Below are 24,739 nucleotides of genomic sequence, written 5' to 3'. Positions count from 1 at the left end.
GCTACCCTTTCTCTCTGACGCGAGAATACGCATAGCCTATGAAGCCAATTTTTAGCCGTGGCCCATCGCTACAGTTTCGCCTCATTCTGGCGGTTCTGGTTGCGCTTGGGGTCATTATTGCCGATAGCCGCCTCGGTACGTTCAGCCAGATCCGAACGTACATGGATACCGCCGTCAGTCCTTTCTACTTTATATCCAATGGTCCCCGTGAACTGCTCGACTCCGTTTCTCAAACGCTGTCTTCACGTGACCAACTCGAACTCGAAAACCGGGCATTACGTCAGGAACTGTTGCTGAAAAACAGCGAACTGCTGATGCTGGGGCAATACAAGCAGGAAAATGCGCGTCTGCGTGAACTGCTCGGCTCGCCGCTGCGTCAGGATGAGCAGAAAATGGTCACTCAGGTGATCTCCACCGTGAACGACCCTTACAGTGATCAGGTTGTGATCGACAAAGGGAGCGTGAACGGGGTGTATGAAGGTCAGCCTGTTATCAGTGATAAAGGCGTCGTGGGCCAGGTGGTTGCCGTGGCCAAACTGACCAGCCGCGTGCTGCTGATTTGTGATGCCACGCATGCGCTGCCGATCCAGGTGCTGCGCAACGACATCCGCGTGATTGCGGCCGGGAACGGCTGTACGGATGACCTGCAGCTGGAACACCTGCCAGCCAACACGGATATCCGCGTGGGCGACGTGCTGGTGACCTCCGGTCTGGGTGGCCGCTTCCCTGAAGGCTATCCGGTTGCGGTGGTCTCTTCGGTGAAGCTGGATACGCAGCGTGCCTATACCGTGATTCAGGCGCGTCCAACCGCCGGTTTGCAGCGTCTGCGCTATCTGCTGCTGCTGTGGGGCGCCGATCGTAACGGGGCTAACCCGATGACGCCTGAAGAGGTGCATCGTGTGGCAAATGAACGTCTGATGCAGATGATGCCGCAGGTTCTCCCGCCTGCGGACTCCATGGGGCCGCCTGCGCCAGTCCCGGCGCCGGCAACCGGGTTAACGCAGCCGCTGCCGGATGCGCCGCCACCGCCTAAACTCTCTTCGGGAGGGCAGTAGTGGCAAGCTATCGTAGCCAGGGACGCTGGGTCATCTGGCTCTCGTTTCTCATTGCATTGTTGCTGCAAGTGATGCCCTGGCCGGATGACATTCTCGTTTTCCGGCCAAACTGGGTATTGCTCATTTTGCTCTACTGGATCCTTGCCCTGCCGCATCGCGTAAATGTCGGCACAGGTTTTGTGATGGGTGCCATACTGGATCTCATTAGCGGCTCAACGCTTGGCGTACGCGCCTTGTCCATGAGCATTATTGCGTACCTCGTCGCACTCAAATTCCAGCTCTTCCGTAACCTTGCGCTCTGGCAACAGGCCCTGGTTGTGATGTTGTTGTCGCTCGCTGCGGATATCGTTGTTTTCTGGGCAGAGTTTTTAGTGATCAACGTCTCTTTCCGACCGGAAGTGTTCTGGAGTAGTGTAGTAAACGGTGTGCTCTGGCCATGGCTGTTCCTGCTGATGCGTAAGGTTCGCCAGCAGTTTGCTGTGCAATAAAAGGTTTCTATGACGTCTTTGTATCTCGCTTCCGGCTCCCCGCGCCGTCAGGAACTCCTGACGCAGCTAGGGGTCTCTTTTGAACGCATCGTGACCGGCATTGAAGAAAAACGTGCTGAGGGTGAAAGTGCTCAACAGTACGTGTCACGTCTGGCGCGGGAGAAAGCGCAGGCGGGCGTGGCCAGTGTGCCACGCGATCTCCCTGTGCTGGGGGCAGATACCATCGTTATCCTGAACGGTGAAGTGCTGGAGAAACCGCACGACGCCGATCATGCAGCGCGCATGCTGCGCAAGCTGTCCGGACAAACGCATCAGGTGATGACGGCCGTCGCGTTGGCCGATCGCCAGCACGTGCTGGACTGCCTGGTGGTGACGGAAGTGACCTTCAGAGTACTTACCGACGACGACATCGCCGCTTATATTGCCAGCGGTGAACCGATGGATAAAGCAGGTGCATACGGTATTCAGGGGCTGGGTGGCTGTTTTGTCAGGAAGATTCATGGCAGCTATCACGCCGTAGTCGGCTTACCGCTGGTGGAAACGTATGAGTTGCTGAGCAATTTTAACTCACTGCGTGAGGGAAGGGATAATTATGACGGCTGAATTGTTGGTAAACGTAACGCCATCGGAAACCCGTGTGGCCTATATTGATGGTGGCATTCTTCAGGAAATTCATATTGAGCGTGAAGCGCGGCGCGGAATAGTAGGCAATATCTACAAAGGTCGTGTCAGTCGTGTACTACCGGGTATGCAGGCGGCTTTTGTAGATATTGGACTCGATAAGGCGGCATTTTTACATGCCTCCGATATCATGCCGCACACCGAGTGCGTCGCGGGCGAAGAGCAAAAGCAGTTTGCCGTGCGCGACATTTCTGAGCTGGTGCGTCAGGGACAGGATCTGATGGTGCAGGTGGTGAAAGATCCCCTCGGCACCAAAGGCGCCCGTCTGACCACCGATATCACCTTACCTTCCCGCTATCTGGTCTTTATGCCCGGCGCGTCGCACGTGGGCGTCTCACAGCGTATTGAGAGCGAAAGCGAGCGCGAGCGTCTGAAAAAAGTGGTCAGCGCCTACTGCGATGAACAGGGCGGATTTATCATCCGTACCGCCGCGGAGGGGATTAGCGAGGAAGACCTGGCGTCGGATGCGGCTTACCTGAAGCGCGTCTGGACAAAAGTGATGGAGCGTAAAAAACGCAACCAGACCCGCTATCAGCTCTATGGTGAGCTGGCGCTGGCGCAGCGCGTTCTTCGTGACTTTGCCGACGCGCAGCTCGACCGCATCCGCGTGGACTCTCGCCTGACGTATGAAGCGTTGCTGGAGTTTACCGCCGAATATATCCCGGAGATGCCAGGCCTGCTGGAGCACTACACCGGGCGTCAGCCGATCTTCGATCTCTATGATGTCGAAAACGAGATCCAGCGTGCTCTGGAGCGTAAGGTTGAGCTGAAGTCCGGCGGCTATTTGATCATCGATCAGACCGAAGCGATGACCACCGTCGATATCAACACCGGTGCGTTCGTCGGCCATCGCAACCTGGATGACACCATTTTCAACACCAACATCGAAGCCACGCAGGCGATTGCGCGCCAGCTTCGTCTGCGCAATCTGGGCGGCATTATCATCATCGACTTCATCGATATGAGTAATGAAGACCATCGTCGCCGCGTGCTGCACTCGCTTGAGCAGGCCCTGAGTAAAGATCGTGTGAAAACCAGCATCAACGGCTTCTCACAGCTGGGGCTGGTGGAAATGACGCGTAAGCGTACCCGCGAGAGCGTGGAGCATGTGCTGTGTAATGAATGCCCAACCTGCCATGGACGCGGAACGGTAAAGACGGTTGAGACCGTCTGTTACGAGATCATGCGTGAAATTGTGCGTGTGCATCATGCCTACGACTCCGACCGTTTTCTGGTCTATGCTTCCCCTGCGGTGGCTGAAGCGCTGAAAGGCGAAGAGTCACACGCGCTGGCGGAAGTGGAAATCTTTGTCGGCAAACAGGTAAAAGTACAAATTGAACCGCTCTATAACCAGGAGCAGTTTGACGTCGTGATGATGTAAGCGCAGTACGCTGCGTGACGAATGCTGACAAGGAGAGATGCGTGAGGCGATTGCCGGGGATTTTATTGCTTACAGGGGCAACGCTGGTCGTGATTGTCGCGTTGCTCGTGAGCGGGCTACGCCTCGTTTTACCGCATCTGGACAGCTGGCGTCCGCAGCTGCTGGCGAAAATCGAATCCACTACCGGCGTGCCGGTGAACGTCAGCCAGGTCAGCGCTAACTGGCAGAATTTTGGCCCGACGCTCGATGTCCGGGATATCAACGCCAGCCTGAAAGATGGCGGCTACCTTAAAATCAAACGCGTGACCCTGGCGCTGGACGTCTGGCAAAGCCTGCTGCATCTGCGCTGGCAGTTTCGCGATCTCACCTTTTATCAGCTCCAGTTCCTGACCAATACGCCGCTGTCTGGCGGCGATAGCGGTCAGGGTCTTGAAGCCAACCGCTTCAGCGATCTTTTCCTCCGCCAGTTCGATCATTTCGATCTGCGCGACAGCGAAGTGAGCTTTATTACCCTTTCCGGCCAGCGCGCCGAGCTGGCGATCCCGCAGCTGACCTGGCTCAACGGTAAGGATCGGCACCGCGCCGAGGGGCAGGTCAATCTCTCAAGCCTGAACGGCCAGCACGGCGTGATGCAGGTGCGCATGGATCTGCGCGACGATGACGGCCTGTTAAATAACGGTAACGTCTGGCTGCAGGCAGACGATGTGGACGTCAAGCCGTGGCTGGGCGACTGGCTCCAGCAAAATATGCAGCTGGAAACGGCCCGCTTCAGTCTTGAAGGCTGGTTGACCCTGACGAAAGGCGAATTTGCCAGCGGCGATATCTGGCTCAAGCAGGGAGGCGCGAGCTGGAAAGGTGAAAACCAGCAGCATCAGCTTTCCGTCGATAACCTCACCGCGCACGTGACGCAGGAGAAAGAGGGCTGGCAGTTTGCCATTCCCGATACGCGCATCACGATGGACGGCAAGCCGTGGCCGCGCGGTGCGCTGACGCTGGCCTGGATGCCGGAGCAGGACGTTGGCGGCACGGCCAGTAAACGCAGCGACGAGCTGCGTATCCGTGCCAGTAACCTGGATTTGGCCGCTATTGAAGGGCTGCGCTCGATGGCGGCAAAGCTTTCTCCTGACCTGGGCGAGATCTGGCTGGCTACGCAGCCGAGCGGAAAGATTGATTCTCTGGCGCTGGATATCCCGCTTCAGGCGACGGAAAAAACCCGTTTCCAGGCGACATGGAAAGATCTTGCCTGGAAGCAGTGGAAGCTGCTGCCGGGTGCGGAGCACTTTAGCGGCAAGCTGGAAGGCAGCGTGGAGAACGGCAGGCTGACGGTTGATATGCACGACGCCAAAATGCCTTACGAGACGGTCTTCCGCGCGCCGCTGGAAATCGAACAGGGCAACGCAGTGCTTAACTGGCTCCGTAACGACAAGGGTTTCCAGCTCGATGGCCGGCATATCGACGTCAAAGCGAAAGCGGTGCATGCGCGCGGCGATTTCCGCTATGTGCAGCCTGAAGGGGATGAGCCGTGGCTGGGGATTCTGGCCGGGATCAGTACCGATGACGGCTCCCAGGCCTGGCGCTATTTCCCGGAAAACCTGATGGGGAAAGCGCTGGTAGACTATCTGAGCGGTGCGATTCAGGGCGGTCAGGCGGATAATGCCACGCTGGTTTACGGCGGTAATCCGCATCTGTTCCCGTATAAACATAATGAAGGTCAGTTTCAGGTTCTGGTGCCGCTGCATGACGCCACTTTCGCGTTCCAGCCGGGCTGGCCCGCGCTGAAAAACCTGGATATCGAACTTAATTTCCTCAATGACGGCCTGTGGATGAAGTCCGACAGCGTGGCGCTGGGCGGCGTGACGGCCAGCAACCTGACGGCCAACATTCCGGACTACTCAAAAGAGAAGCTGCTGATTGATGCCGACATCAACGGTCCCGGCAAGGCGGTGGGACCGTACTTTGAGGAGACTCCTCTCAAAGAGTCGCTGGCCGCGACGCTTCAGCAGCTCCAGCTTGATGGTGATGTGAATGCTCGCTTACATCTTGATATCCCGCTGGACGGTGAGATGACAACCGCGAAAGGCGACGTCCGTCTGAAGAACAACAGTCTGTTCATCAAACCCCTTGAGAGCACCCTGAAAAATCTCAGCGGGCAGTTCAGCTTTGAGAACGGTAACCTGAAGAGCGAGCCGCTTACCGCCAGCTGGTTTAATCAGCCCGTGAATATCGACTTCACGACCACAGAGGGTGAAAAGGCGTATCAGGTGGCCGTTAATCTCGACGGCAACTGGCAGCCAGCGCGAATGGACGTCCTGCCGAAGCCGATTGAGGCGTCCGTGGAGGGCGCGGTCGCCTGGAAAGGTAAAGTGGCAATAGACCTGCCTTATCACGCGGGTGCCCAGTACAAGGTCGACATCACGGGCGATCTGAAAAACCTTCACAGCCAGCTGCCTGCGCCGCTGGATAAACAGGCCGGACAGCCGCTGCCGGTGAAGCTGAACGTGGATGGCAACCTGAACAGCTTCGCGCTGACCGGCAGCGCGGGCGGGACGAACCACTTCAACAGCCGCTGGTTGCTTAACCGCAAGCTCACCCTCGACAAAGCCATCTGGACGACGGATAGCCGCTCCACGCCACCGCTGCCGGAGCAGGCGGGCATTGAGCTGAATCTTCCGCCGATGGACGGTGCAGAGTGGCTGGCGCTGTTCCAGAAAGGCGTTGGGCAAAACGTCGATGAAACCGCCCAGTTCCCGCAAGCCATTACCGTACGCACGCCGTCGCTAATGCTCGGCGGGCAGCAGTGGAACAACCTGAGCATCGTCTCACAGCCTGGCGCTAACGGTACGAAGGTGGAAGCCCAGGGCAGAGAGATCAACGGTACGCTGACCATGCGCAATCACGCGCCGTGGCAGGCGGCGATCCGCTACCTCTACTACAACCCGGCAAGCGCCGCGAGCGGGAAAGACAAACCGGCTGCGACGTCGCCGCTGAGTCAAATCTCCCGCGTCGATTTTAGCGGCTGGCCCGATCTCCAGCTGCGCTGTGCAGAGTGCTGGCTGTGGGGGCAGAAATATGGCCGCATCGACGGTGATTTTGCCATCCAGGGAAACACGCTTACGCTCTCGGGCGGCCTGGTTGATACCGGCTTCGGCCGCATGACGGCGGGCGGGGAATGGGTGAATAATCCGGGCGAGCAGCGGACGTCCCTCAAGGGCGACATTAAAGGCAACAAACTGGATGCAGCAGCCAATTTCTTTGGCATCAGCACGCCGCTGCGCGGTTCATCATTTGACGTTAATTACGATCTTCACTGGCGAGACGCACCGTGGAAGCCGGATGAGGCCTCGCTTAACGGCATTCTGAAAACCCACTTCGGCAAAGGTGAGATCGCCGACGTGAGCACGGGGCGCGCCGGGCAGATCCTGCGCCTCCTCAGCTTTGATGCGCTGCTGCGCAAGCTGCGTTTCGATTTCAGCGATACCTTCAGCGAAGGGTTCTACTACGATTCCATCCGCAGTACGGCGTGGATCAAGGACGGCGTTCTGCATACGGACGATACGCTGGTGGATGGCCTGGAAGCGGACATTGCCATGAAAGGCTCGGTCAACCTCGTGCGACGCGAACTGGATATGGAAGCCGTGGTGGCACCGGAAATTTCCGCAAGCGTGGGCGTTGCGGCGGCCTTTGTGGTGAACCCGATTGTCGGTGCGGCGGTGTTTGCCGCCAGCAAAGTGCTTGGGCCGCTGTGGAGCAAGGTCTCCATTCTGCGCTACCGCATTACCGGTCCGATCGATAAACCGCAGATTAACGAGGTGCTGCGCCAGCCGCGCAAAGATGCACAGCAATGATTTGACGTGGGCAGGTAATTGCCTCACTCTCAATAAATACGATCTTTATACCGCCACGGGCGGCAACGAACGAGTAGCAATACGATGAGTCTGAACCTGGTAAGTGAACATTTGCTCGCAGCGAACGGCCTGAGCCATCAGGACCTGTTCTCCATTCTTGGTCAACTGACCGAACGCCGTCTCGACTACGGCGACCTTTATTTCCAGTCGAGCTATCACGAATCCTGGGTTTTAGAAGACAGCATCATCAAAGATGGCTCTTACAACATTGACCAGGGCGTCGGCGTCCGCGCCGTCAGCGGCGAGAAAACCGGTTTTGCCTATGCGGATCAGATTAGCCTCGCCGCACTTGAGCAGAGCGCGCAGGCGGCGCGCACCATTGTGCGTGATACCGGTGATGGACGTGTGAAAACGCTGGGAGAAGTGCAGCACTCTGCGCTCTATACCAGCATCGATCCGCTGCAGAGCATGAGCCGTGAAGAGAAGCTGGATATCCTGCGTCGCGTGGACAAAGTCGCCCGCGCGGCGGATAAACGCGTGCAGGAAGTTTCTGCAAGCCTGAGCGGTGTGTATGAACTGATTCTGGTGGCGGCAACCGACGGCACCCTGGCGGCTGATGTCCGTCCGCTGGTGCGTCTCTCCATCAGCGTGCAGGTCGATGAGGACGGCAAACGCGAGCGCGGCTCAAGCGGCGGCGGCGGTCGTTTTGGCTATGACTGGTTCCTGGGCGACGTTGACGGTGAAGCGCGCGCTGACGCGTGGGCAAAAGAAGCCGTGCGCATGGCGCTGGTGAATCTGAATGCCGTCGCGGCACCGGCGGGGTCATTCCCGGTGGTGCTGGGTGCCGGCTGGCCGGGTGTGCTATTGCACGAGGCGGTGGGTCACGGTCTGGAAGGCGATTTTAACCGTCGCGGGACCTCAGTGTTCAGCGGTCAGATCGGGCAACTCGTCTCCTCTGAGCTGTGCACCGTGGTGGATGACGGCACCATGCTTGACCGTCGTGGCTCGGTGGCTATCGACGATGAAGGTACGCCAGGTCAGTACAATGTGCTGATTGAAAATGGCGTGCTGAAAGGCTACATGCAGGACAAACTCAACGCGCGCCTGATGGGCGTCGCGCCGACGGGCAACGGACGTCGCGAATCTTACGCGCACCTGCCGATGCCGCGCATGACCAACACGTATATGCTGCCGGGCAAATCCACACCGCAGGAGATTATCGAATCCGTTGATTACGGTATCTTTGCGCCAAACTTTGGTGGTGGCCAGGTGGACATCACCTCCGGTAAGTTTGTCTTCTCTACCTCAGAAGCGTACCTGATTGAGAAGGGCAAAGTGACCAAAGCGGTGAAAGGTGCGACGCTAATTGGCTCCGGTATTGAAGCCATGCAGCAGATCTCGATGGTCGGTAACGATCTGAAGCTGGATAACGGCGTGGGCGTCTGCGGTAAAGAGGGCCAGAGCCTGCCGGTGGGCGTGGGCCAGCCAACGCTGAAAGTGGACAACCTGACGGTAGGCGGCACTGCCTGACCTGAAGCGGCATAAAAAAAATGGCGCTACTGATGTAGCGCCTTTTTTTTAACGTAAGTTACCCAGCGGTATCTCCGGATCCGGCTCGTGTGTGATGCGGTTACGCAAGTCACGACGAATAATTTCGATCGACCAGAACCAGACCAGATGGCCTACGATCTCTGAAACGTGTTCATACCACGGCAGCTCAAACAGCGGCGGCGTCAGCCCCATCAGCGGGAAGGAGATCATATGCACAAAGAGCTGAGCTAACGCACCCGCCAGCAAACCCTGCCAGAGTTTAATTTTCGGGAAGACTTCAGCCACGACACAATAGCCAACAGCGAAGACGATTGAGAAAATAATATGCGTCACGCCAACCCAGTTAAATATATGCCCGGCAAATGTATAAACTGCCGCGTTAGGATCAACAACGCCCAGCCAGTCGCGTAAAAATACATAGGGAGGGTTTAAAAAATTGCGGGAACAGTCAATCTGGCTTGCGGCTCTTATTAATTGCTCGGGTCCACATGCGCCGGTGAATAAGTCGGAGGGGCTGCGTGGCGGAAGCGGTACTTCGGCTCCCCATTTGACAAACGCGGAGACAATCCCTGCAATTAAACCGATGAACGCGGCGAGTCCATAGCGCCTGCGTGAAGACGGTGTTTGTTCAAATAGATTCATTTCTTTTCCTTGTTTAACGTCATCCTGCGGAATACATTTTATTATTCATATCAGCAACAAATTAATAACAGTCTGACGAGCAGACTGCATATAAAGTAATGGGCTGGTAGCGGCAGTGTCAATTCTCTATTCCTGATAGTGGCGAAGGAATATTCCTGAATCAACAAGAGATTCATCCTGGGAATATTCATTGCCTCTATGCGTTCAGAAATAAATGGATTATTCCTTTCTTCTTCCCCGCATCCCCTGAAACAGCTCCGCCACGTCCACAAAATACTCGGTCAGATAGTTAATACATACCTGGACTTTCAGCGGAAGCTTGTCTTTTTCGGTATACAGGGCGTACACCGGACGCGGATCGGACTGGTAGCGCGGGAAGAGGATCTCCAGCACGCCGCTGTTGATCTCGTTGATCACCCACATCAGCGGCACGTAGGCGATCCCGGCGCCGGCCACCAGCCAGCGCGAAATGGTCATCGGATCGTTGGTGACAAACCGTCCCTCCGGCAGCAGCCGGGTGGAGATCCCCTCCGGGGCAATCAGCTCAAATTCATTGTCGGGCCGCACGCTGTACTCCAGCCACGAGTGGTTGGTGAGGTCGGCGGGTTTCTCCGGCACACCGTACTGGGCCAGATAGCTCTTCGAAGCGCAGACAACCATCGGCATGCTGCCCAGCCGACGCGAGAACAGGCTGGAATCCTGCAGCGCGCCGACGCGGATCACCACGTCCAGACCGTCGGCTATCAGATCCGGCGCCGGGATACCCGTCACCAGATTAACGGTAAGCCCGGGATACTCTTTCAGCATATCCGCCGTCATGGCAGCGAGAACATTTTGTGCCATAGTTGAAGAACACCCGATGCGCAGCGTGCCGATGGGGGTGTTGTTGAAGGCGTAGAGCTGTTCGTGAACATCCTGCACTTCCAGCAGCATACGGCGACAGCCCTGATAGTAAATTTTGCCCGCTTCCGTCAGCCCAATGCTGCGGGTACTGCGGTTGAGCAGCTTGACCTGAAGCTCATCTTCCAGTTTAGACACCGTCTGGCTGATGGATGAGACGCTCATCTGAAGCTGGCGTGCAGCGGCGGTAAAAGAGCCCAGTTCAACCACTTTGGCGAAGACTGACATGCGTTTTAAACGTTCCATTGTTCACTCTGGCTTAAAAGTGATTTAGATCACATATTATAGATAACAGCATAACAGTTACGTTAATATATTATTTATTACATAACGGCTGCGCCATTCTCGCCCGGCGTTTCTTGCTCTCCTGCGATGGCGTGCGCTAAAAAATTCTGAAGCCTGCACTCTCTCTAATCAAGGTCAACATGAGTCTGTTTCCCGTTATCGTGGTGTTCGGTTTGTCCTTCCCACCGATATTTTTCGAGCTTCTTTTATCACTGGCGATCTTCTGGCTGGTGCGCAAGGTGCTGGTCCCTACCGGGATCTACGATTTCGTCTGGCACCCTGCATTGTTCAATACCGCGCTGTATTGCTGCCTGTTCTACCTGATATCGCGCATGTTTGTCTGAGGTTGATGTGAAAACGCTAACAAGAAAAATCTCCCGCACTGCCATCACCATGGCGCTGGTTATCCTCGCCTTCATCGCTATTTTCCGCGCCTGGGTCTATTACACCGAATCACCGTGGACGCGTGATGCACGCTTCAGCGCCGATGTGGTGGCGATCGCCCCTGACGTGGCCGGTCTTATCACGGCGGTCAACGTACACGATAACCAACTGGTGAAAAAAGATCAGGTTCTGTTCACCATCGACCAGCCTCGTTACCAGAAAGCATTGGAAGAGGCGGAAGCGGACGTGGCCTATTACCAGGCGCTGGCTGCGGAGAAACGCCGAGAAGCTGGCCGCCGTAACCAGCTTGGCGTTCAGGCAATGTCCCGTGAAGAGATTGATCAGTCCAACAACGTGCTGCAAACCGTGCTGCACCAGCTGGCGAAAGCACAAGCAACGCGCGATCTGGCGAAGCTCGATCTGGAGCGTACCGTGATCCGCGCACCGTCTGATGGCTGGGTGACCAACCTTAACGTCTATGCCGGGGAGTTTATTACCCGTGGCTCAACCGCCGTGGCGCTGGTGAAACAGAACTCCTTCTACGTACTCGCCTATATGGAAGAGACCAAGCTGGAAGGCGTACGTCCGGGCTACCGGGCAGAAATCACGCCGCTGGGCAGCAACCGCGTGTTTAAAGGTACCGTCGACAGCGTCGCCGCAGGGGTGACCAACTCCAGCAGTTCGAACGATGCAAAAGGGATGGCAACGGTGGATTCCAATCTCGAGTGGGTGCGTCTGGCCCAGCGCGTGCCGGTCCGTATCCATCTGGACGAACAGCAGGGCAACCTGTGGCCTGCGGGTACCACGGCGACAGTGGTGATTACCGGTGAAAAAGATCGGGATGCCAGCCAGGACTCGTTCTTCCGTAAAATCGCCCACCGTCTGCGCGAGTTTGGTTAATCGCTATGGGCATCTTTTCCATCGCCAGCCAGCACATTCGCTTCGCCGTGAAGCTGGCGTGTGCCATTGTGCTGGCGCTGTTTGTTGGCTTTCACTTCCAGCTTGAAACCCCTCGCTGGGCAGTGCTGACGGCTGCGATTGTCGCGGCGGGCCCGGCCTTTGCTGCGGGTGGGGAACCCTATTCAGGCGCGATCCGCTATCGCGGAATGTTGCGTATCATCGGGACGTTTATCGGCTGTTTTGCGGCGCTCACCATTATTATTCTGATGATCCGCACGCCGCTGCTGATGCTGATGGTGTGCTGTATCTGGGCGGGCTTTTGCACCTGGATCTCATCTCTGGTGAAAGTGGAGAACTCCTACGCCTGGGGGCTGGCGGGCTATACCGCGCTGATTATTATCATCACCATCCAGTCCGAGCCGCTGCTGGCTCCGCAGTTTGCGGTGGAGCGATGCAGCGAAATTGTCATTGGTATCGTGAGTGCGATTGTCGCGGACCTGCTGTTCTCCCCGCGCTCCATCAAGCAGGAAGTCGACCGTGAGCTTGACGCGCTGATTGTCGCTCAGTACCAGCTGATGCAGCTCTGCATCAAGCACGGCGACAGCGAAGAGGTGGATAAAGCCTGGAGCGGGCTGGTTCGCCGCACGCAGGCGCTGGAGGGGATGCGCAGCAATCTTAATATGGAGTCGTCACGCTGGGCCCGCGCTAACCGTCGTCTGAAAGCCCTTAATACGGTCTCGTTAACGCTGATTACCCAGGCATGTGAAACCTATCTGATTCAGAACACCCGGCCGGAAGCGGTCACCGATACCTTCCGCGAACTGTTCGCCGAGCCGGTGGAAACGGTGCAGGACGTGCACAAGCAGCTGAAGCGTATGCGCAGGGTGATCGCCTGGACAGGGGAGCGCGACACGCCGGTAACCATCTACACCTGGGTCGGCGCCGCGACGCGCTACCTGCTGCTGAAACGCGGCGTGATCGGAAATACCAAAATCAGCGCGGCGGAAGAAGAGGTGCTGCAGGGCGAAGTGGTGATCAAGGCGGAATCCGCCGAGCGCCATCACGCGATGGTTAACTTCTGGCGTACGACGCTTGCCTGTATGCTCGGCACGCTGTTCTGGCTGTGGACGGGCTGGACGTCCGGCAGCGGCGCGATGGTGATGATTGCCGTCGTGACCGCACTGGCGATGCGTCTGCCTAATCCGCGTATGGTCGCCATCGATTTCTTGTACGGCACCATTGCCGCCCTGCCGATAGGCGCGCTCTACTTTCTGGTCATCATCCCGTCGACGCAGCAGAGCATGCTGCTGCTCTGTATTAGTCTGGCGGTGATGGCGTTCTTTATCGGCATTGAAGTGCAAAAGCGACGTCTGGGATCGCTGGGGGCGCTGGCGAGTACGATTAACATCATTGTGCTCGATAACCCGATGACCTTCCATTTCAGCCAGTTCCTCGACAGTGCGTTAGGTCAGCTGGTGGGCTGTTTCCTGGCAATGATGGTGATTCTGCTGGTCCGCGATAATTCGCAGGCAAGAACGGGCCGCGTGCTGTTGAACCAGTTTGTGTCGGCCGCCGTGTCGTCGATGACAACCAACACCGCGCGCCGTAAAGAGAACCATCTGCCCGCGCTCTACCAGCAGCTGTTTTTACTGCTGAACAAGTTCCCGGGCGATATCGGCAAGTTCCGGCTGGCGCTGACCATGATCATTGCACACCAGCGTCTGCGTAACGCACCGGTGCCGATCAACGACGATCTGTCGGCCTGGCACCGCCAGCTGCGTCGTACCGCTGACCACGTGCTTTCTGCCAGCAGTGATGACAAACGACGTCGCTACTTTACGCAACTGCTTGAAGAGCTCGATATCTACCAGGAGAAGCTTAAAACCTGGGAAGCGCCGCCTCAGGTGACCGAGCCGGTAGGACGGCTGGTGTTTATGCTGCATCGCTACCAGAATGCCCTCACGGATAGCTGACCGAAGTAAAAAAACCGACGCCAAAAGCGTCGGTTTTTTTGTGGCTATACTTATTCCAGCACGTTCTTACATTTCAGGAAGGGAGGACACATGACGACCCAGGCGCTTCAGGATCACATCCTTTTTCAGACCGGTTATCTGGTCAACGGAATCTGGAAAACGCTGGACACGACCTTCGATGTGCTTAACCCCGCAACCGGGGAAGTCATCGCGAAAGTCGCCAAAGCGGGTAAAGCACAAACCGAAGACGCTATCGCAGCGGCCACCAAAGCCTTCCCGGCCTGGCGTGCCAAAACCGCAAAAGAGCGCTCGGCGATTCTTTATCGCTGGTACGAACTGATCATTGAGAATAAAAGCTGGCTCGGGCAGTTAATGACCACCGAGCAGGGTAAGCCGCTGAAAGAGGCCGAAGGCGAGGTGGAGTACGCTGCCAGCTTTATCCAGTGGTTTGCCGAAGAGGCCAAGCGCGCGAACGGTGAAATTATTCCGCCGATCAAACCCGGCTCGCGCATTCTGGCGACCCGTGAACCCATTGGCGTGGTCGCGGCGATAACGCCGTGGAACTTCCCGATGGCCATGCTCACCCGCAAGTTAGGCCCGGCGCTGGCTGCAGGGTGTACCGGGGTGATCAAACCGGCCAATAATACGCCGCTCAGTGCCTTTGCGCTGCTTACCCTGGCAAAACAGGCTGGCGTGCCCGACGGCGTGCTCAACGCCGTGGCCGGGAATACGCATGAAATCAGCGATGCGATCATGGCAAGCCGAGACGTGCGTAAAATCTCCTTTACCGGCTCGACCTCCGTCGGCAAAACGCTGGTGCGTAATGCTGCCGAAACCATGAAGAAAGTCTCGATGGAACTGGGGGGAAATGCCCCGTATATCGTTTTTGAGGATGCAGACATCGACGCGGCGGTGAAGGGGGCGATTGCCAACAAGTTCCGCAATGCCGGGCAGGTCTGCGTCAGCGTGAACCGTTTTTATATTCAGGAAACCGTCTACGACAAGTTTGTGAATAAACTTGCCGATGCCGTGAAGGCGCTCAAGGTGGGGAATGGTCTTGACGAGGGCGTTGTTGTCGGGCCGCTGATTGAATCTGCTGCGGTCGACAAGGTGCGTGAGCATGTCGACGATGCCGTCTCACGGGGGGCAACCGTACTGGCAGGGGGTAAGCCCCATCCGCTTGGCGGGAATTTCTGGATGCCAACCGTGCTGGGCGACTGCCATGAAGGCATGAAGCTGGCAGAAGAAGAGACGTTTGGCCCGGTTGCGGCATGTTTCCGTTTCACCTCGGAAGATGAAGTTATCCAGCGTGCCAATAACACGCCCTATGGGCTGGCGGCTTACTTCTATACCCAGAATCTCTCACGTGTTTTCCGCGTTTCGCAGGCCATCGAGAGTGGGATGATCGGCATTAACGAGTGTGCCGTCTCCACGGAGCTGGGGCCCTTTGGCGGCGTAAAAGAGTCAGGCCTGGGTCGTGAGGGCTCCGTGCTGGGCCTGGAAGAGTACCTGGAAGTGAAAACCCTTCACATCGGGGGATTATAATAGACAGGGCGGCATCTGCCGCTCGCCTGGACTGGGTGGCTGGCAATGAAAACCTATACTTTTGATTTTGACGAGATCGACAGTCAGGAAGACTTCTACCGCGAATTTATCCGGGTGTTTGATCTTGAACGGGAAAGCGTGACGAATCTGGATACGCTGTGGGACGTGGTGACCGGGAGTCTGCTGCCGCTACCGCTGGAAATTGAGTTCATCCATTTGCCCGATAAGCTGCGCAGACGCTTTGGCGCACTGATATTACTGTTCGATGAAGCGGAAGAAGAGCTGGAAGGGCAGCTGCGTTTTAACGCGCGGCACTGAATGAAAAAAGCCCCTGACCATGAGGCCAGGGGCAAGTCGTATGATGAGATACGACGAGGGTTTATTTATACAGTTCTGCAGTTGCATGCCAGTGGTCACCCTGATTCAGTTCGGTGACGCGATAGCTGCTGGCACCTGCTTTTTCAGCTTTGGCAGCCAGTTCGTGACGGATATCCATCGGAGAGCCGGTAACAGACGTCACGGAGATGCTGCCCATAGGCTGCAGATTTTGTGCCTGGTCGGCATTCACCTGCTGTACGGCTGCGCTTGCGCCGAAAGAGAGAACAGATGCCAGACCGAGGGTTGCGATGATCAATTTGGTTTTCATAGTCTTTACTCCTGAATAGGGTTTTTGCTCAACGGCGAGAAGGGTTGAACCGCTATTTTTATGCCTGGTGCCGTTGAGTGGAGATTTACGTTTTCAGTTATTGCTCAAACTTATTTGTACAGCTCAGCGGTGGCGTGCCAGTGGGCACCAGAACGCGCTTCGATGATGCGGTAGGATGACGCACCCTTTTCTTCCGCTTTTTTGTTCAGCATCTCACGCATGTCCATTGGCGATGTGCCGACCGCGCCGACAGAAACCGTACCGATGGTCTCGCGTGATTGCGCCTGATCAGCATTGATAGCGTCAGCCGCGAAAGCACCGAATGACAGGACAGACAGGACGCTCAGCGCCGCTACAGTTGATTTGATTTTCATGATTTTTACCTCGTCGAATTTTTTAGTGGGGTCTTGTTTCGTGACCCTCATCACAAAATCAAGTATACACTAATAACGGCAAAAATTAATACCAGGCTAATGGTTTCTATTGTTATTACGTGTTAACCACTCTGTTTTTTATAACCAATTTGCATAATATTGGGTGTTTTTTGCGCATTTGTGTTGGCTATATCTAAGAAAATCATATGGATATCAGCTTTTGATTTTTTGTGCGATTTTTTGATTTAGCATTCACCAGATGAATGTTAATGGGCGGTAAAAAGCACTATTTGTTAAAGTCAGGGGCAGTGGAAAAGAGGGGGAAACGGCGTGGGGGCAGAACGATCCCCGCAGCGGCGCTACGGGGAAAGGGGATTAGAGTTCCTGTTCGAACAGAACCAGAATCGCTTCGTGGAGATCTTTAACGGAGAAACCGCTAGCCGGCGTGGTAAAGATGGTGTCATCGCCGGCGATAGTCCCGAGGATGCCTTCTGTTTTACCCAACGAGTCCAGCATGCGGGCAATCAGCTGTGCGGCCCCAGGGCTTGTGTGGATCACCACAACGGCGTCGTTGTAATCGATATCCAGAACCAGATTCTTCAGCGGGCTGGAGGTGGTCGGCACGCCAAGTTCCGCCGGCAGGCAATAGACCATCTCCATCTTGGCGTTACGGGTACGCACCGCGCCAAATTTCGTTAACATGCGGGAGACTTTCGACTGATTGATGTTATCGAAGCCTTGTTCCTGCAGCGCCTGAACAATTTCTCCCTGAGAACTGAATTTCTCTTCTTTAAGTAGCGCTTTAAACGCCTTGACTAATTCTTCTTGCTTAGACGAGCTTCGCATAAGTCACCCGGAATATGACGATAGAAACAACATTATTATGCATGTGGATGAATTTTTATGCAAATTATCTACTCAGCGCCAGGCTGAAATAATGTTATGAAAGGGAGTGATTTTATCAGAATTCGTTATCAGAAAACATGCCTGGGTCACGCCGCGCAAATAAGCTTAAAAGTAAATTAAATGTTATCAAAATGATGTTGTTTTGGTGGCGGGGCAGGGTGTATTGTAACCACCTCTTAATTCGTCGCCGTCTGTCGTCAGAGCGTCTTCTGAAGAGAGATAAAGTCGCGTGACCTCAAATTCTTTAGCTACGAAAATTGTAATTATTTACTTGCTGAATTATGGTCGCCGCAACGGATTTACAGATACTTAAGTTAACCATAATAAGGAGTTTAGGATGAAAGTCGCAGTCCTCGGCGCTGCTGGTGGTATCGGCCAGGCGCTTGCCCTACTACTGAAAACCCAACTGCCTTCAGGCTCAGAACTCTCCCTGTACGATATTGCTCCGGTAACCCCAGGTGTGGCGGTTGACCTGAGCCACATCCCAACTGCTGTAAAAATCAAAGGCTTCTCCGGTGAAGATGCGCGTCCTGCACTGCAGGGTGCCGACGTGGTGCTGATTTCTGCAGGCGTGGCGCGTAAGCCAGGCATGGATCGTTCAGACCTGTTCAACGTCAACGCGGGCATCGTGAAAAACCTGGTGCAGCAGATTGCCGAAATCTGCCCGAAAGCATGCATCGGTATCATCACTAACCCGGTGAACACCACCGTTGCTATCGCGGCAGAAGTGTTGAAGAAAGCGGGCGTTTACGACAAAAACAAACTGTTCGGCGTAACCACGCTGGATATCATCCGCTCCAACACCTTCGTTGCTGAGCTGAAGGGCAAACAGCCAACAGAAGTGGAAGTGCCGGTCATCGGCGGTCACTCTGGCGTTACCATCCTGCCTCTGCTGTCGCAGATCCCAGGCGTAAGCTTCACCGAGCAGGAAGTAGCTGACCTGACCAAACGCATCCAGAACGCGGGCACCGAAGTGGTGGAAGCGAAGGCGGGTGGCGGTTCTGCAACCCTGTCTATGGGCCAGGCGGCTGCACGTTTCGGTCTGTCACTGGTTCGCGCGCTGCAGGGCGAGAAAGGCGTTGTTGAATGCGCTTACGTTGAAGGCGATGGCGAACACGCTCGCTTCTTCTCTCAGCCGCTGCTGCTGGGTAAAAATGGTATCGAAGAGCGTAAATCCATTGGCAAGCTGAGCGCGTTTGAGCAACACGCGATGGAAGGCATGCTGGATACGCTGAAGAAAGATATCACCCTGGGTGAAGAGTTCGTTAACAAGTAATACGAACCGTCCCCCGGCAAAAAAACGGAGCTTATCGCTCCGTTTTTTTATGCCTGTCAGTTCGTTGCCGGGTATTCCTGAATGGTGACTTGCAGCGTCAGTTTCTTATCGTTGCGCATGACTTCAACTGGGATGATAGAGCCCGGGCGAATTTCTGCCACTTGGTCCATCGTCTCCAGCGCAGAAACCGCAGGCGTGCCGTTGACCGACACAATGACGTCATTGACCTGAATCCCCGCGTTGGCCGCCGGACCCCCTGGCGCCACCTCGTTCACCACGATGCCCTGGATCTGATCGATACCGCCACCCTGGGTATGCATCGGCGCAATTTCGCGACCACCGATACCGATATAGCCGCGGATCACGCGTCCGTCGCGGATCAGCTTATCCATAATTTTGGTCGCCAGCTGGAACGGAATGGCAAAGCCGATCCCTTCCGGCGTCTCACCGTCGTTACTCTTATCGAACGACAGGGTGTTGATCCCCATCAGTTCGCCCAGCGAGTTGACCAGCGCACCGCCGGAGTTACCGTGGTTGATGGAGGCATCGGTTTGCAGGAAGTTCTGCCGCCCGGAGGGGTTCAGACCAATACGGCCGGTCGCGCTGATGATCCCCTGAGTGATGGTCTGGCCCAGGTTGTAAGGGTTACCAATCGCCAGGACGACGTCGCCTATATGCGGGGTACGTTTACGGTTGATCGGGATGACCGGCAAACCGCCCGTGGCGTTAATCTTCAGGACGGCGAGGTCGGTCAGGCTGTCAGAGCCAACGAGTAATGCCTCAAACACGCGGCCATCCTGCAGGGCGACGATGATCTGGTCGGCATCGTTTATCACGTGCTTGTTGGTAATAATGTAGCCGCGCTCGTCCATGATCACGCCGGAGCCGAGGGTGCGGATCTCCAGCTGGTTGTGGGCTGAGGTATTCAGGCCACGGTTATAGACGTTAACCACGGCAGGTGCGGCTCGGCGGACGGCCTGATTATAGGTGGCCGGTGTTTCATCCGTGCTATCGAACTGGGGAGCCGACAGTTTATTGAACTGACGTAAAGACGGCAGCGCCAGCAGCAGCAGGCCAGCGACAATCAAACCGATGACAATAGAACGTAAGAGCTTTAAAAGCATGATGCGCGTGTCGTTAAAAAAGGAACGATTTGCAGCATAACATGAGTTATCCGGACATCACACGCAGCGGTGATGTCCGGGTCGCAAATGCTTAGCGCAACAGAATATAGATAGACTCATTGCCGCGCATGACCTGCAGGGCAATAACCGCCGGTTTACTCTCCAGCACCTTGCGCAGTTCGGCAATGGACTGCACGCGATTGCGGTTTACGCCAATGATCACATCTTCCTGATGCAATCCGGCCTGAGCGGCAGGGCTGCTCTTTTCAACGGTGTCGATGCGAATGCCTTTCGTACCGTCCTTCAGCTGTCCATCGCTCAGCGTCGCACCCTGCAGCGCCGGGGCGATCAGCTCCGCACTGGCAGAGGAGGAGGTGCTCTTATCCAGCGTCACTTCAACGTTCAGCGGTTTACCGTCACGGATCAGACCCAGCTTCACTTTGGCGCCGGGTTCGGTGGTCGCTATCCGCGAGCGCAACTCGGCAAAGCTGCTCAGCGGCTTGTCGTTGAGGCTGACGATCACATCGCCCGATTTGATACCTGCTTTTGCCGAGCCGGAGTTAGGCAGCACTTCACTGACAAACGCCCCGCGCTGAACGTTGATGTTGAACGCTTTTGCGATATCCGCGCTCATCTCCATACCTTTAATACCCAGCAGCCCGCGTTTGATTTCACCGAACTGAATGAGCTGCTGTGCCAGCGTTTTGGCCATGTTGCTGGGAATCGCAAAACCGATCCCAATGCTGCCGCCGCCCGGGGCCAGAATCGCCGTGTTGATCCCAATCAGCTCACCGTTAAGGTTGAGCAATGCCCCGCCGGAGTTCCCGCGGTTGATTGAGGCATCGGTCTGGATAAAGTTTTCCAGCCCTTCCAGATTGAGGCCGCTACGTCCCAGCGCGGAGACGATCCCGGAGGTGGCGGTTTGCCCTAAGCCAAAGGGGTTGCCTACGGCGACGGCAAAGTCGCCGACGCGCAGTTTGTCGGAATCCGCGATGGCAATCTGGGTCAGGTTGCTCGGGTTTTGCACCTGCAGCAGCGCGATGTCGCTCTGGTCATCGCCGCCAATCAGTTTGGCATCAAATTCGCGGCCATCGTTTAGCTGGACGCTGATTTTATCGGCCTGGCTGATGACATGATTGTTAGTCAGAATATAGCCTTTTGCCGCATCGATAATGACGCCAGACCCCAGGCCTTCAAAAGGCTGGGCCTGCTGGTCGGGAGACTCATCACCAAAATACTTCTTCAGTTCTTCAGGGACGCGTTGGCTTTGTACCGCCGTGCCTTCAACCTGAACGCTGACGACCGCAGGCAACACTTTTTCCAGCATGGGTGCAAGGCTTGGAATGGCCGCCTGGCCAGGCACTTGGGAGGGAATGGCGGCAAATACAGGAACGGACGCCGAGAGAGATAACCCGACACTTAACGCGATAGCGCTCAACAGCTGGTTTTTTTTCTTCATCGATGTTGACTCTCGTAACCTGGAATTAAGGAAAAACGGCCCCAAAAACACGTTGATGTTATTGAATTTTAAACCGCTGAACAATGAGGTGTTTAACTAAATGATAGCTGGGGTCATGAAGAAAGGACGGGCGCAATCGCTGCGCCCGTAAAATAAATTCAGGTTGTGCGATTAATCGCGTTTTACACCGCCACGCAGCAGGCCGGACGCGCCGTCTGAATAGTCGCGAGGCATCTGAACGGGCGCCTGATCGTTACCGGCCTCAGAGTCTGCCAGACGGTTGCGGAACGGGTTGGTTTCCGCCGTCATTTCCGGCAGCAGGCTGCTGGAGCTTTTGGCCATATGCTGATACAGCTGACGATAGTCGGTCGCCATGTTGTCCAGCAGCTCGGCGCTACGGGCAAAATGGCTGACCAGCTCTTCACGATACTCTTCCAGCTCGGCTTTGTTCTTTTCCAGTTCGTACTGCAGTGACTGCTGCTGACGCAATTTGCGATTACCGAAACGCATGGCCACAGCACCAATGACGATGCCGACGACTAAACCGATTAGCGCATATTCCCAGGTCATGAACTTCTCCCGTTGTCTTGTTGTTCCGTAGGGTGTTGGCTCGGCTCCTGCCTGTGCCTGATAATGCCACTATAACCGCTATTTCCGTAGAAGTGGAATCCTGACGTATCATCGCGTAGTGTAGAACGGCCTTTTTTTCATCAGTCACGTCTGCTGGTGAGCGTTAATTGAAGGAATAACAATAAGATTATGCAAAACCTGTCCCCTGCATCGCGATATCAACTGGCCCTTAACGAGGGTACCCATCAGCCGGATGACGTTCAACGTGAGTCGGTAAGCCGTCTGGAGATGATTTATCAGGAACTCACGGCCAAACCCGCTGAAACCGAACAGAATGGCGGGCTAAAGGCGGCATTTGGGCGGTTGCTCGGAAAAAAAGCGCCACAGGTTCACGCGCCGGTGCGCGGTTTATATATGTGGGGCGGGGTCGGTCGCGGAAAAACCTGGCTGATGGACATGTTCTACCAGAGCCTGCCGGGGGAGCGTAAACAGCGTCTGCACTTCCACCGCTTTATGCTGCGGGTACATGAAGAGTTGACTGCGCTGCAGGGTAAAAGCGATCCGCTGGAGATTGTGGCCGACCGGTTCAAGGCGGAAACGGACGTGCTCTGCTTCGATGAATTTTTTGTGTCTGACATCACCGATGCCATGCTGTTAGGCGGCCTGATGAAGGCGTTATTTGCCCGCGGGATTACGCTGGTGGCCACGTCGAATATCCCGCCGGACGAGCTGTACCGCAACGGCCTGCAGCGGGCACGCTTCCTGCCCGCCATCGACGCCATTAAGCAGCACTGCGACATTATGAATGTTGATGCCGGTGTCGATTATCGTCTGCGCACGTTAACCCAGGCGCACCTGTGGCTCTCGCCGTTAAATGCAGAGACCTCCCGCGAGATGGATACACTCTGGCTGGCGCTGGCGGGAGCAAAAGGCGAGCACGCCCCGGAACTTGAGATTAACCATCGTCCGTTGCCTACGCTCGGCGTTGAAAACCAAACGCTGGCGGTCTCCTTTACGGCGCTCTGTGTCGACGCCCGTAGCCAGCACGACTACATTGCGCTTTCGCGTCTGTTCCACACCGTGATGGTGCTGGATGTACCGGTGATGACGCGGCTGATGGAGAGCGAGGCGCGGCGCTTCATTGCGCTGGTGGACGAGTTTTATGAGCGCCACGTCAAGCTGGTGGTTAGCGCCGAGGTTCCTTTATATGAGATCTACCAGGGCGAGCGGCTGAAGTTTGAGTTCCAGCGCTGCCTGTCTCGACTGCAGGAGATGCAGAGCGAGGAATACCTGAAGCTGGAGCATATGCCGTAATAAATGCCACCCTCTCCCTGAGAAGGGAGCCTTGTAGGCCGGGTAAGGCGCAGCCGCCACCCGGCATTTTCAGCCCCCTCGAAAAACCCATTCCAAATCACATTTAAGGGTCGATCTTTGACCTCAACTTCTCTATAATCTTGCGACCCCACGTTACGAGAAGGTTTTTTTCCCGAAACTTTCTATGTGTCGGCATGAGCTATTCGAAGGGGTAGGTTTGCCGGACTTTGTCGTGTGAACCTCAACTGACTAAACGTTTGGGTGTTCACCAACGTGTAACTTATTATTTGGGTAAGCTTTTAATGAAAACTTTTACAGCTAAACCAGAAACCGTACAGCGCGACTGGTATGTTGTTGACGCGACCGGTAAAACTCTGGGCCGTCTGGCTACTGAACTGGCTCGTCGCCTGCGCGGTAAGCACAAAGCGGAATACACTCCGCACGTTGATACCGGTGATTACATCATCGTTCTGAACGCTGATAAAGTTGCTGTAACCGGCAACAAGCGTACTGACAAAATGTACTACCACCACACCGGCCACATCGGTGGTATCAAAGAAGCGACCTTTGAAGAGATGATTGCTCGCCGTCCTGAGCGTGTGATTGAAATCGCGGTTAAAGGCATGCTGCCAAAAGGCCCGCTGGGTCGTGCTATGTTCCGTAAACTGAAAGTTTACGCAGGCAACGAGCACAACCACGCGGCACAGCAACCGCAAGTTCTTGACATCTAATCGGGATTATAGGCAATGGCTGAAAATCAATACTACGGCACTGGTCGCCGCAAAAGTTCCGCAGCTCGCGTTTTCATCAAACCGGGCAGTGGTAAAATCGTAATCAACCAGCGTTCTCTGGAACAGTACTTCGGTCGCGAAACTGCCCGCATGGTAGTTCGCCAGCCGCTGGAACTGGTTGATATGGTAGAAAAACTGGATCTGTACATCACCGTTAAAGGTGGTGGTATCTCCGGTCAGGCAGGTGCGATCCGTCACGGTATCACCCGCGCTCTGATGGAGTACGACGAATCCCTGCGTTCTGAACTGCGTAAAGCTGGCTTCGTTACTCGTGACGCGCGTCAGGTTGAACGTAAGAAAGTGGGTCTGCGTAAAGCACGTCGTCGTCCACAGTTCTCCAAACGTTAATCCATTCTGCTTACGCAGAACGATTGGCGAAAAACCCGCTTCGGCGGGTTTTTTTATGGATAATGCGCAGGTTATCCACAATATCCATGCATATATCTTCTCTTTTTCCACATTTCCAGAATCCCCTCACCACAAAGCCATCAAAATCTGGTAAACTATCATCCAATTTTCTGCCCAAATATCGGTGAATACTCGATTTTTGTTCGATTCTTGAACAATGTGTCTTCTCTGGGATGGGCGATACAACATCTGGCTGGCCCCTGTTGGGCTGGTAGCAGTAAAAATTCTGAATATACCTGGA

General features: G+C 55.5%; 23 protein-coding genes. 15 read left to right on the top strand and 8 right to left on the bottom strand.

The features are described from left to right. Window positions 1-38 precede the first annotated feature (38 nt). From mreC to tldD, 6 genes are all read left to right on the top strand, one after another. Window positions 39-1,055, top strand: coding sequence for a rod shape-determining protein MreC (gene mreC, locus V1572_RS00525; protein ID WP_032650442.1), 1,017 nt, complete (start codon window positions 39-41; stop codon window positions 1,053-1,055). Then, complete coding sequence (gene mreD, locus V1572_RS00520) at window positions 1,055-1,543, top strand: rod shape-determining protein MreD (protein WP_023309399.1); 489 nt, start codon at window positions 1,055-1,057, stop codon at window positions 1,541-1,543. The genes mreC and mreD overlap by 1 nt, the downstream gene beginning before the upstream one ends. Window positions 1,544-1,552: 9 nt before the next feature. Next, a complete protein-coding gene (locus tag V1572_RS00515) occupies window positions 1,553-2,146 on the top strand; it encodes a Maf family protein (RefSeq protein WP_045910135.1) in 594 nt (197 codons plus the stop codon). Beyond that, the gene (rng, locus tag V1572_RS00510; RefSeq protein WP_008502847.1) at window positions 2,136-3,605 is read left to right on the top strand and encodes a ribonuclease G; all 1,470 of its coding nucleotides are present in this window, start codon (window positions 2,136-2,138) and stop codon (window positions 3,603-3,605) included. Before V1572_RS00515 ends, rng begins: the two co-directional genes overlap by 11 nt. A 41-nt stretch (window positions 3,606-3,646) precedes the next feature. Further along, window positions 3,647-7,450 (top strand): AsmA2 domain-containing protein YhdP, encoded by a 3,804-nt coding sequence (yhdP, locus tag V1572_RS00505; protein ID WP_395299627.1) that lies wholly within the window; start codon window positions 3,647-3,649, stop codon window positions 7,448-7,450. Window positions 7,451-7,534: 84 nt separating this feature from the next. After that, on the top strand, window positions 7,535-8,980 hold the full coding sequence (tldD, locus tag V1572_RS00500; protein WP_045910133.1) for a metalloprotease TldD: 1,446 nt from the start codon (window positions 7,535-7,537) through the stop codon (window positions 8,978-8,980). A gap of 48 nt (window positions 8,981-9,028) precedes the next feature. On the opposite strand, the gene V1572_RS00495 is transcribed toward tldD, so the two are convergent. Both V1572_RS00495 and aaeR read right to left on the bottom strand, forming a co-directional pair. Beyond that, window positions 9,029-9,643 (bottom strand): YagU family protein, encoded by a 615-nt coding sequence (locus V1572_RS00495; RefSeq protein WP_262802120.1) that lies wholly within the window; start codon window positions 9,641-9,643, stop codon window positions 9,029-9,031. A gap of 219 nt (window positions 9,644-9,862) precedes the next feature. Next, window positions 9,863-10,789 carry an HTH-type transcriptional activator AaeR gene (gene aaeR, locus V1572_RS00490; protein WP_023309395.1) on the bottom strand — a complete coding sequence of 309 codons (927 nt, stop codon included), beginning with the start codon at window positions 10,787-10,789 and terminating at the stop codon, window positions 9,863-9,865. A gap of 179 nt (window positions 10,790-10,968) precedes the next feature. Here aaeR and aaeX point away from each other — a divergent pair, with 179 nt between their 5' ends. The 5 genes from aaeX to V1572_RS00465 all read left to right on the top strand — a co-directional run bounded on the left by aaeX (window position 10,969) and on the right by V1572_RS00465 (window position 15,948). Further along, window positions 10,969-11,172, top strand: a complete 204-nt coding sequence (gene aaeX / locus V1572_RS00485) for a p-hydroxybenzoic acid efflux pump operon protein AaeX (RefSeq protein WP_003860416.1) — start codon at window positions 10,969-10,971, stop codon at window positions 11,170-11,172. Window positions 11,173-11,179: 7 nt separating this feature from the next. Beyond that, the gene (gene aaeA / locus V1572_RS00480; RefSeq protein WP_023309394.1) at window positions 11,180-12,112 is read left to right on the top strand and encodes a p-hydroxybenzoic acid efflux pump subunit AaeA; all 933 of its coding nucleotides are present in this window, start codon (window positions 11,180-11,182) and stop codon (window positions 12,110-12,112) included. Window positions 12,113-12,117: 5 nt separating this feature from the next. After that, window positions 12,118-14,085: a p-hydroxybenzoic acid efflux pump subunit AaeB gene (aaeB, locus tag V1572_RS00475; protein WP_045910132.1), complete on the top strand. Its 1,968-nt coding sequence runs from the start codon at window positions 12,118-12,120 to the stop codon at window positions 14,083-14,085. Between the two features lie 90 nt (window positions 14,086-14,175). Continuing rightward, window positions 14,176-15,630, top strand: coding sequence for an NAD-dependent succinate-semialdehyde dehydrogenase (locus tag V1572_RS00470; RefSeq protein WP_032664520.1), 1,455 nt, complete (start codon window positions 14,176-14,178; stop codon window positions 15,628-15,630). A gap of 45 nt (window positions 15,631-15,675) precedes the next feature. Further along, the gene (locus V1572_RS00465) at window positions 15,676-15,948 is read left to right on the top strand and encodes a barstar family protein (protein WP_008502839.1); all 273 of its coding nucleotides are present in this window, start codon (window positions 15,676-15,678) and stop codon (window positions 15,946-15,948) included. Between the two features lie 61 nt (window positions 15,949-16,009). Here V1572_RS00465 and yhcN (V1572_RS00460) read toward each other — a convergent pair whose 3' ends face one another. From yhcN (V1572_RS00460) to argR, 3 genes are all read right to left on the bottom strand, one after another. Continuing rightward, window positions 16,010-16,276 carry a peroxide/acid stress response protein YhcN gene (gene yhcN / locus V1572_RS00460; protein WP_008502838.1) on the bottom strand — a complete coding sequence of 89 codons (267 nt, stop codon included), beginning with the start codon at window positions 16,274-16,276 and terminating at the stop codon, window positions 16,010-16,012. 110 nt (window positions 16,277-16,386) lie between these two features. Next, entirely contained in the window at window positions 16,387-16,650 is a 264-nt protein-coding gene (gene yhcN / locus V1572_RS00455) for a peroxide/acid stress response protein YhcN (protein WP_045910130.1), read from the bottom strand. A gap of 375 nt (window positions 16,651-17,025) precedes the next feature. Then, on the bottom strand, window positions 17,026-17,496 hold the full coding sequence (argR, locus tag V1572_RS00450) for a transcriptional regulator ArgR (protein WP_008502836.1): 471 nt from the start codon (window positions 17,494-17,496) through the stop codon (window positions 17,026-17,028). A gap of 397 nt (window positions 17,497-17,893) precedes the next feature. On the opposite strand from argR, the gene mdh reads away from it, so the two are divergent. Beyond that, entirely contained in the window at window positions 17,894-18,832 is a 939-nt protein-coding gene (gene mdh, locus V1572_RS00445) for a malate dehydrogenase (protein ID WP_045910129.1), read from the top strand. A gap of 56 nt (window positions 18,833-18,888) precedes the next feature. Here mdh and degS read toward each other — a convergent pair whose 3' ends face one another. From degS to zapG, 3 genes are all read right to left on the bottom strand, one after another. Then, on the bottom strand, window positions 18,889-19,956 hold the full coding sequence (gene degS, locus V1572_RS00440) for an outer membrane-stress sensor serine endopeptidase DegS (RefSeq protein WP_008502834.1): 1,068 nt from the start codon (window positions 19,954-19,956) through the stop codon (window positions 18,889-18,891). Between the two features lie 91 nt (window positions 19,957-20,047). After that, window positions 20,048-21,415, bottom strand: a complete 1,368-nt coding sequence (gene degQ / locus V1572_RS00435; RefSeq protein ID WP_045910128.1) for a serine endoprotease DegQ — start codon at window positions 21,413-21,415, stop codon at window positions 20,048-20,050. Between the two features lie 171 nt (window positions 21,416-21,586). Further along, the gene (gene zapG, locus V1572_RS00430; protein ID WP_008502832.1) at window positions 21,587-21,985 is read right to left on the bottom strand and encodes a Z-ring associated protein ZapG; all 399 of its coding nucleotides are present in this window, start codon (window positions 21,983-21,985) and stop codon (window positions 21,587-21,589) included. Window positions 21,986-22,174: 189 nt separating this feature from the next. Between zapG and zapE the strand changes: the two genes are divergently transcribed. From zapE to rpsI, 3 genes are all read left to right on the top strand, one after another. Then, the gene (gene zapE / locus V1572_RS00425) at window positions 22,175-23,299 is read left to right on the top strand and encodes a cell division protein ZapE (RefSeq protein ID WP_395299626.1); all 1,125 of its coding nucleotides are present in this window, start codon (window positions 22,175-22,177) and stop codon (window positions 23,297-23,299) included. A 302-nt stretch (window positions 23,300-23,601) separates the two neighbouring features. Beyond that, window positions 23,602-24,030, top strand: a complete 429-nt coding sequence (rplM, locus tag V1572_RS00420; RefSeq protein ID WP_003860434.1) for a 50S ribosomal protein L13 — start codon at window positions 23,602-23,604, stop codon at window positions 24,028-24,030. Window positions 24,031-24,045: 15 nt separating this feature from the next. Beyond that, on the top strand, window positions 24,046-24,438 hold the full coding sequence (rpsI, locus tag V1572_RS00415) for a 30S ribosomal protein S9 (protein WP_003860436.1): 393 nt from the start codon (window positions 24,046-24,048) through the stop codon (window positions 24,436-24,438). Window positions 24,439-24,739 lie beyond the last annotated feature (301 nt).

It is taken from the genome of Enterobacter quasiroggenkampii (genome assembly GCF_043972695.1).
Classification (GTDB): Bacteria; Pseudomonadota; Gammaproteobacteria; order Enterobacterales; family Enterobacteriaceae; genus Enterobacter; species Enterobacter quasiroggenkampii.
Note: the sequence above shows the minus strand (reverse complement) of the source record. Positions and strands in the feature narration are given on the sequence as shown.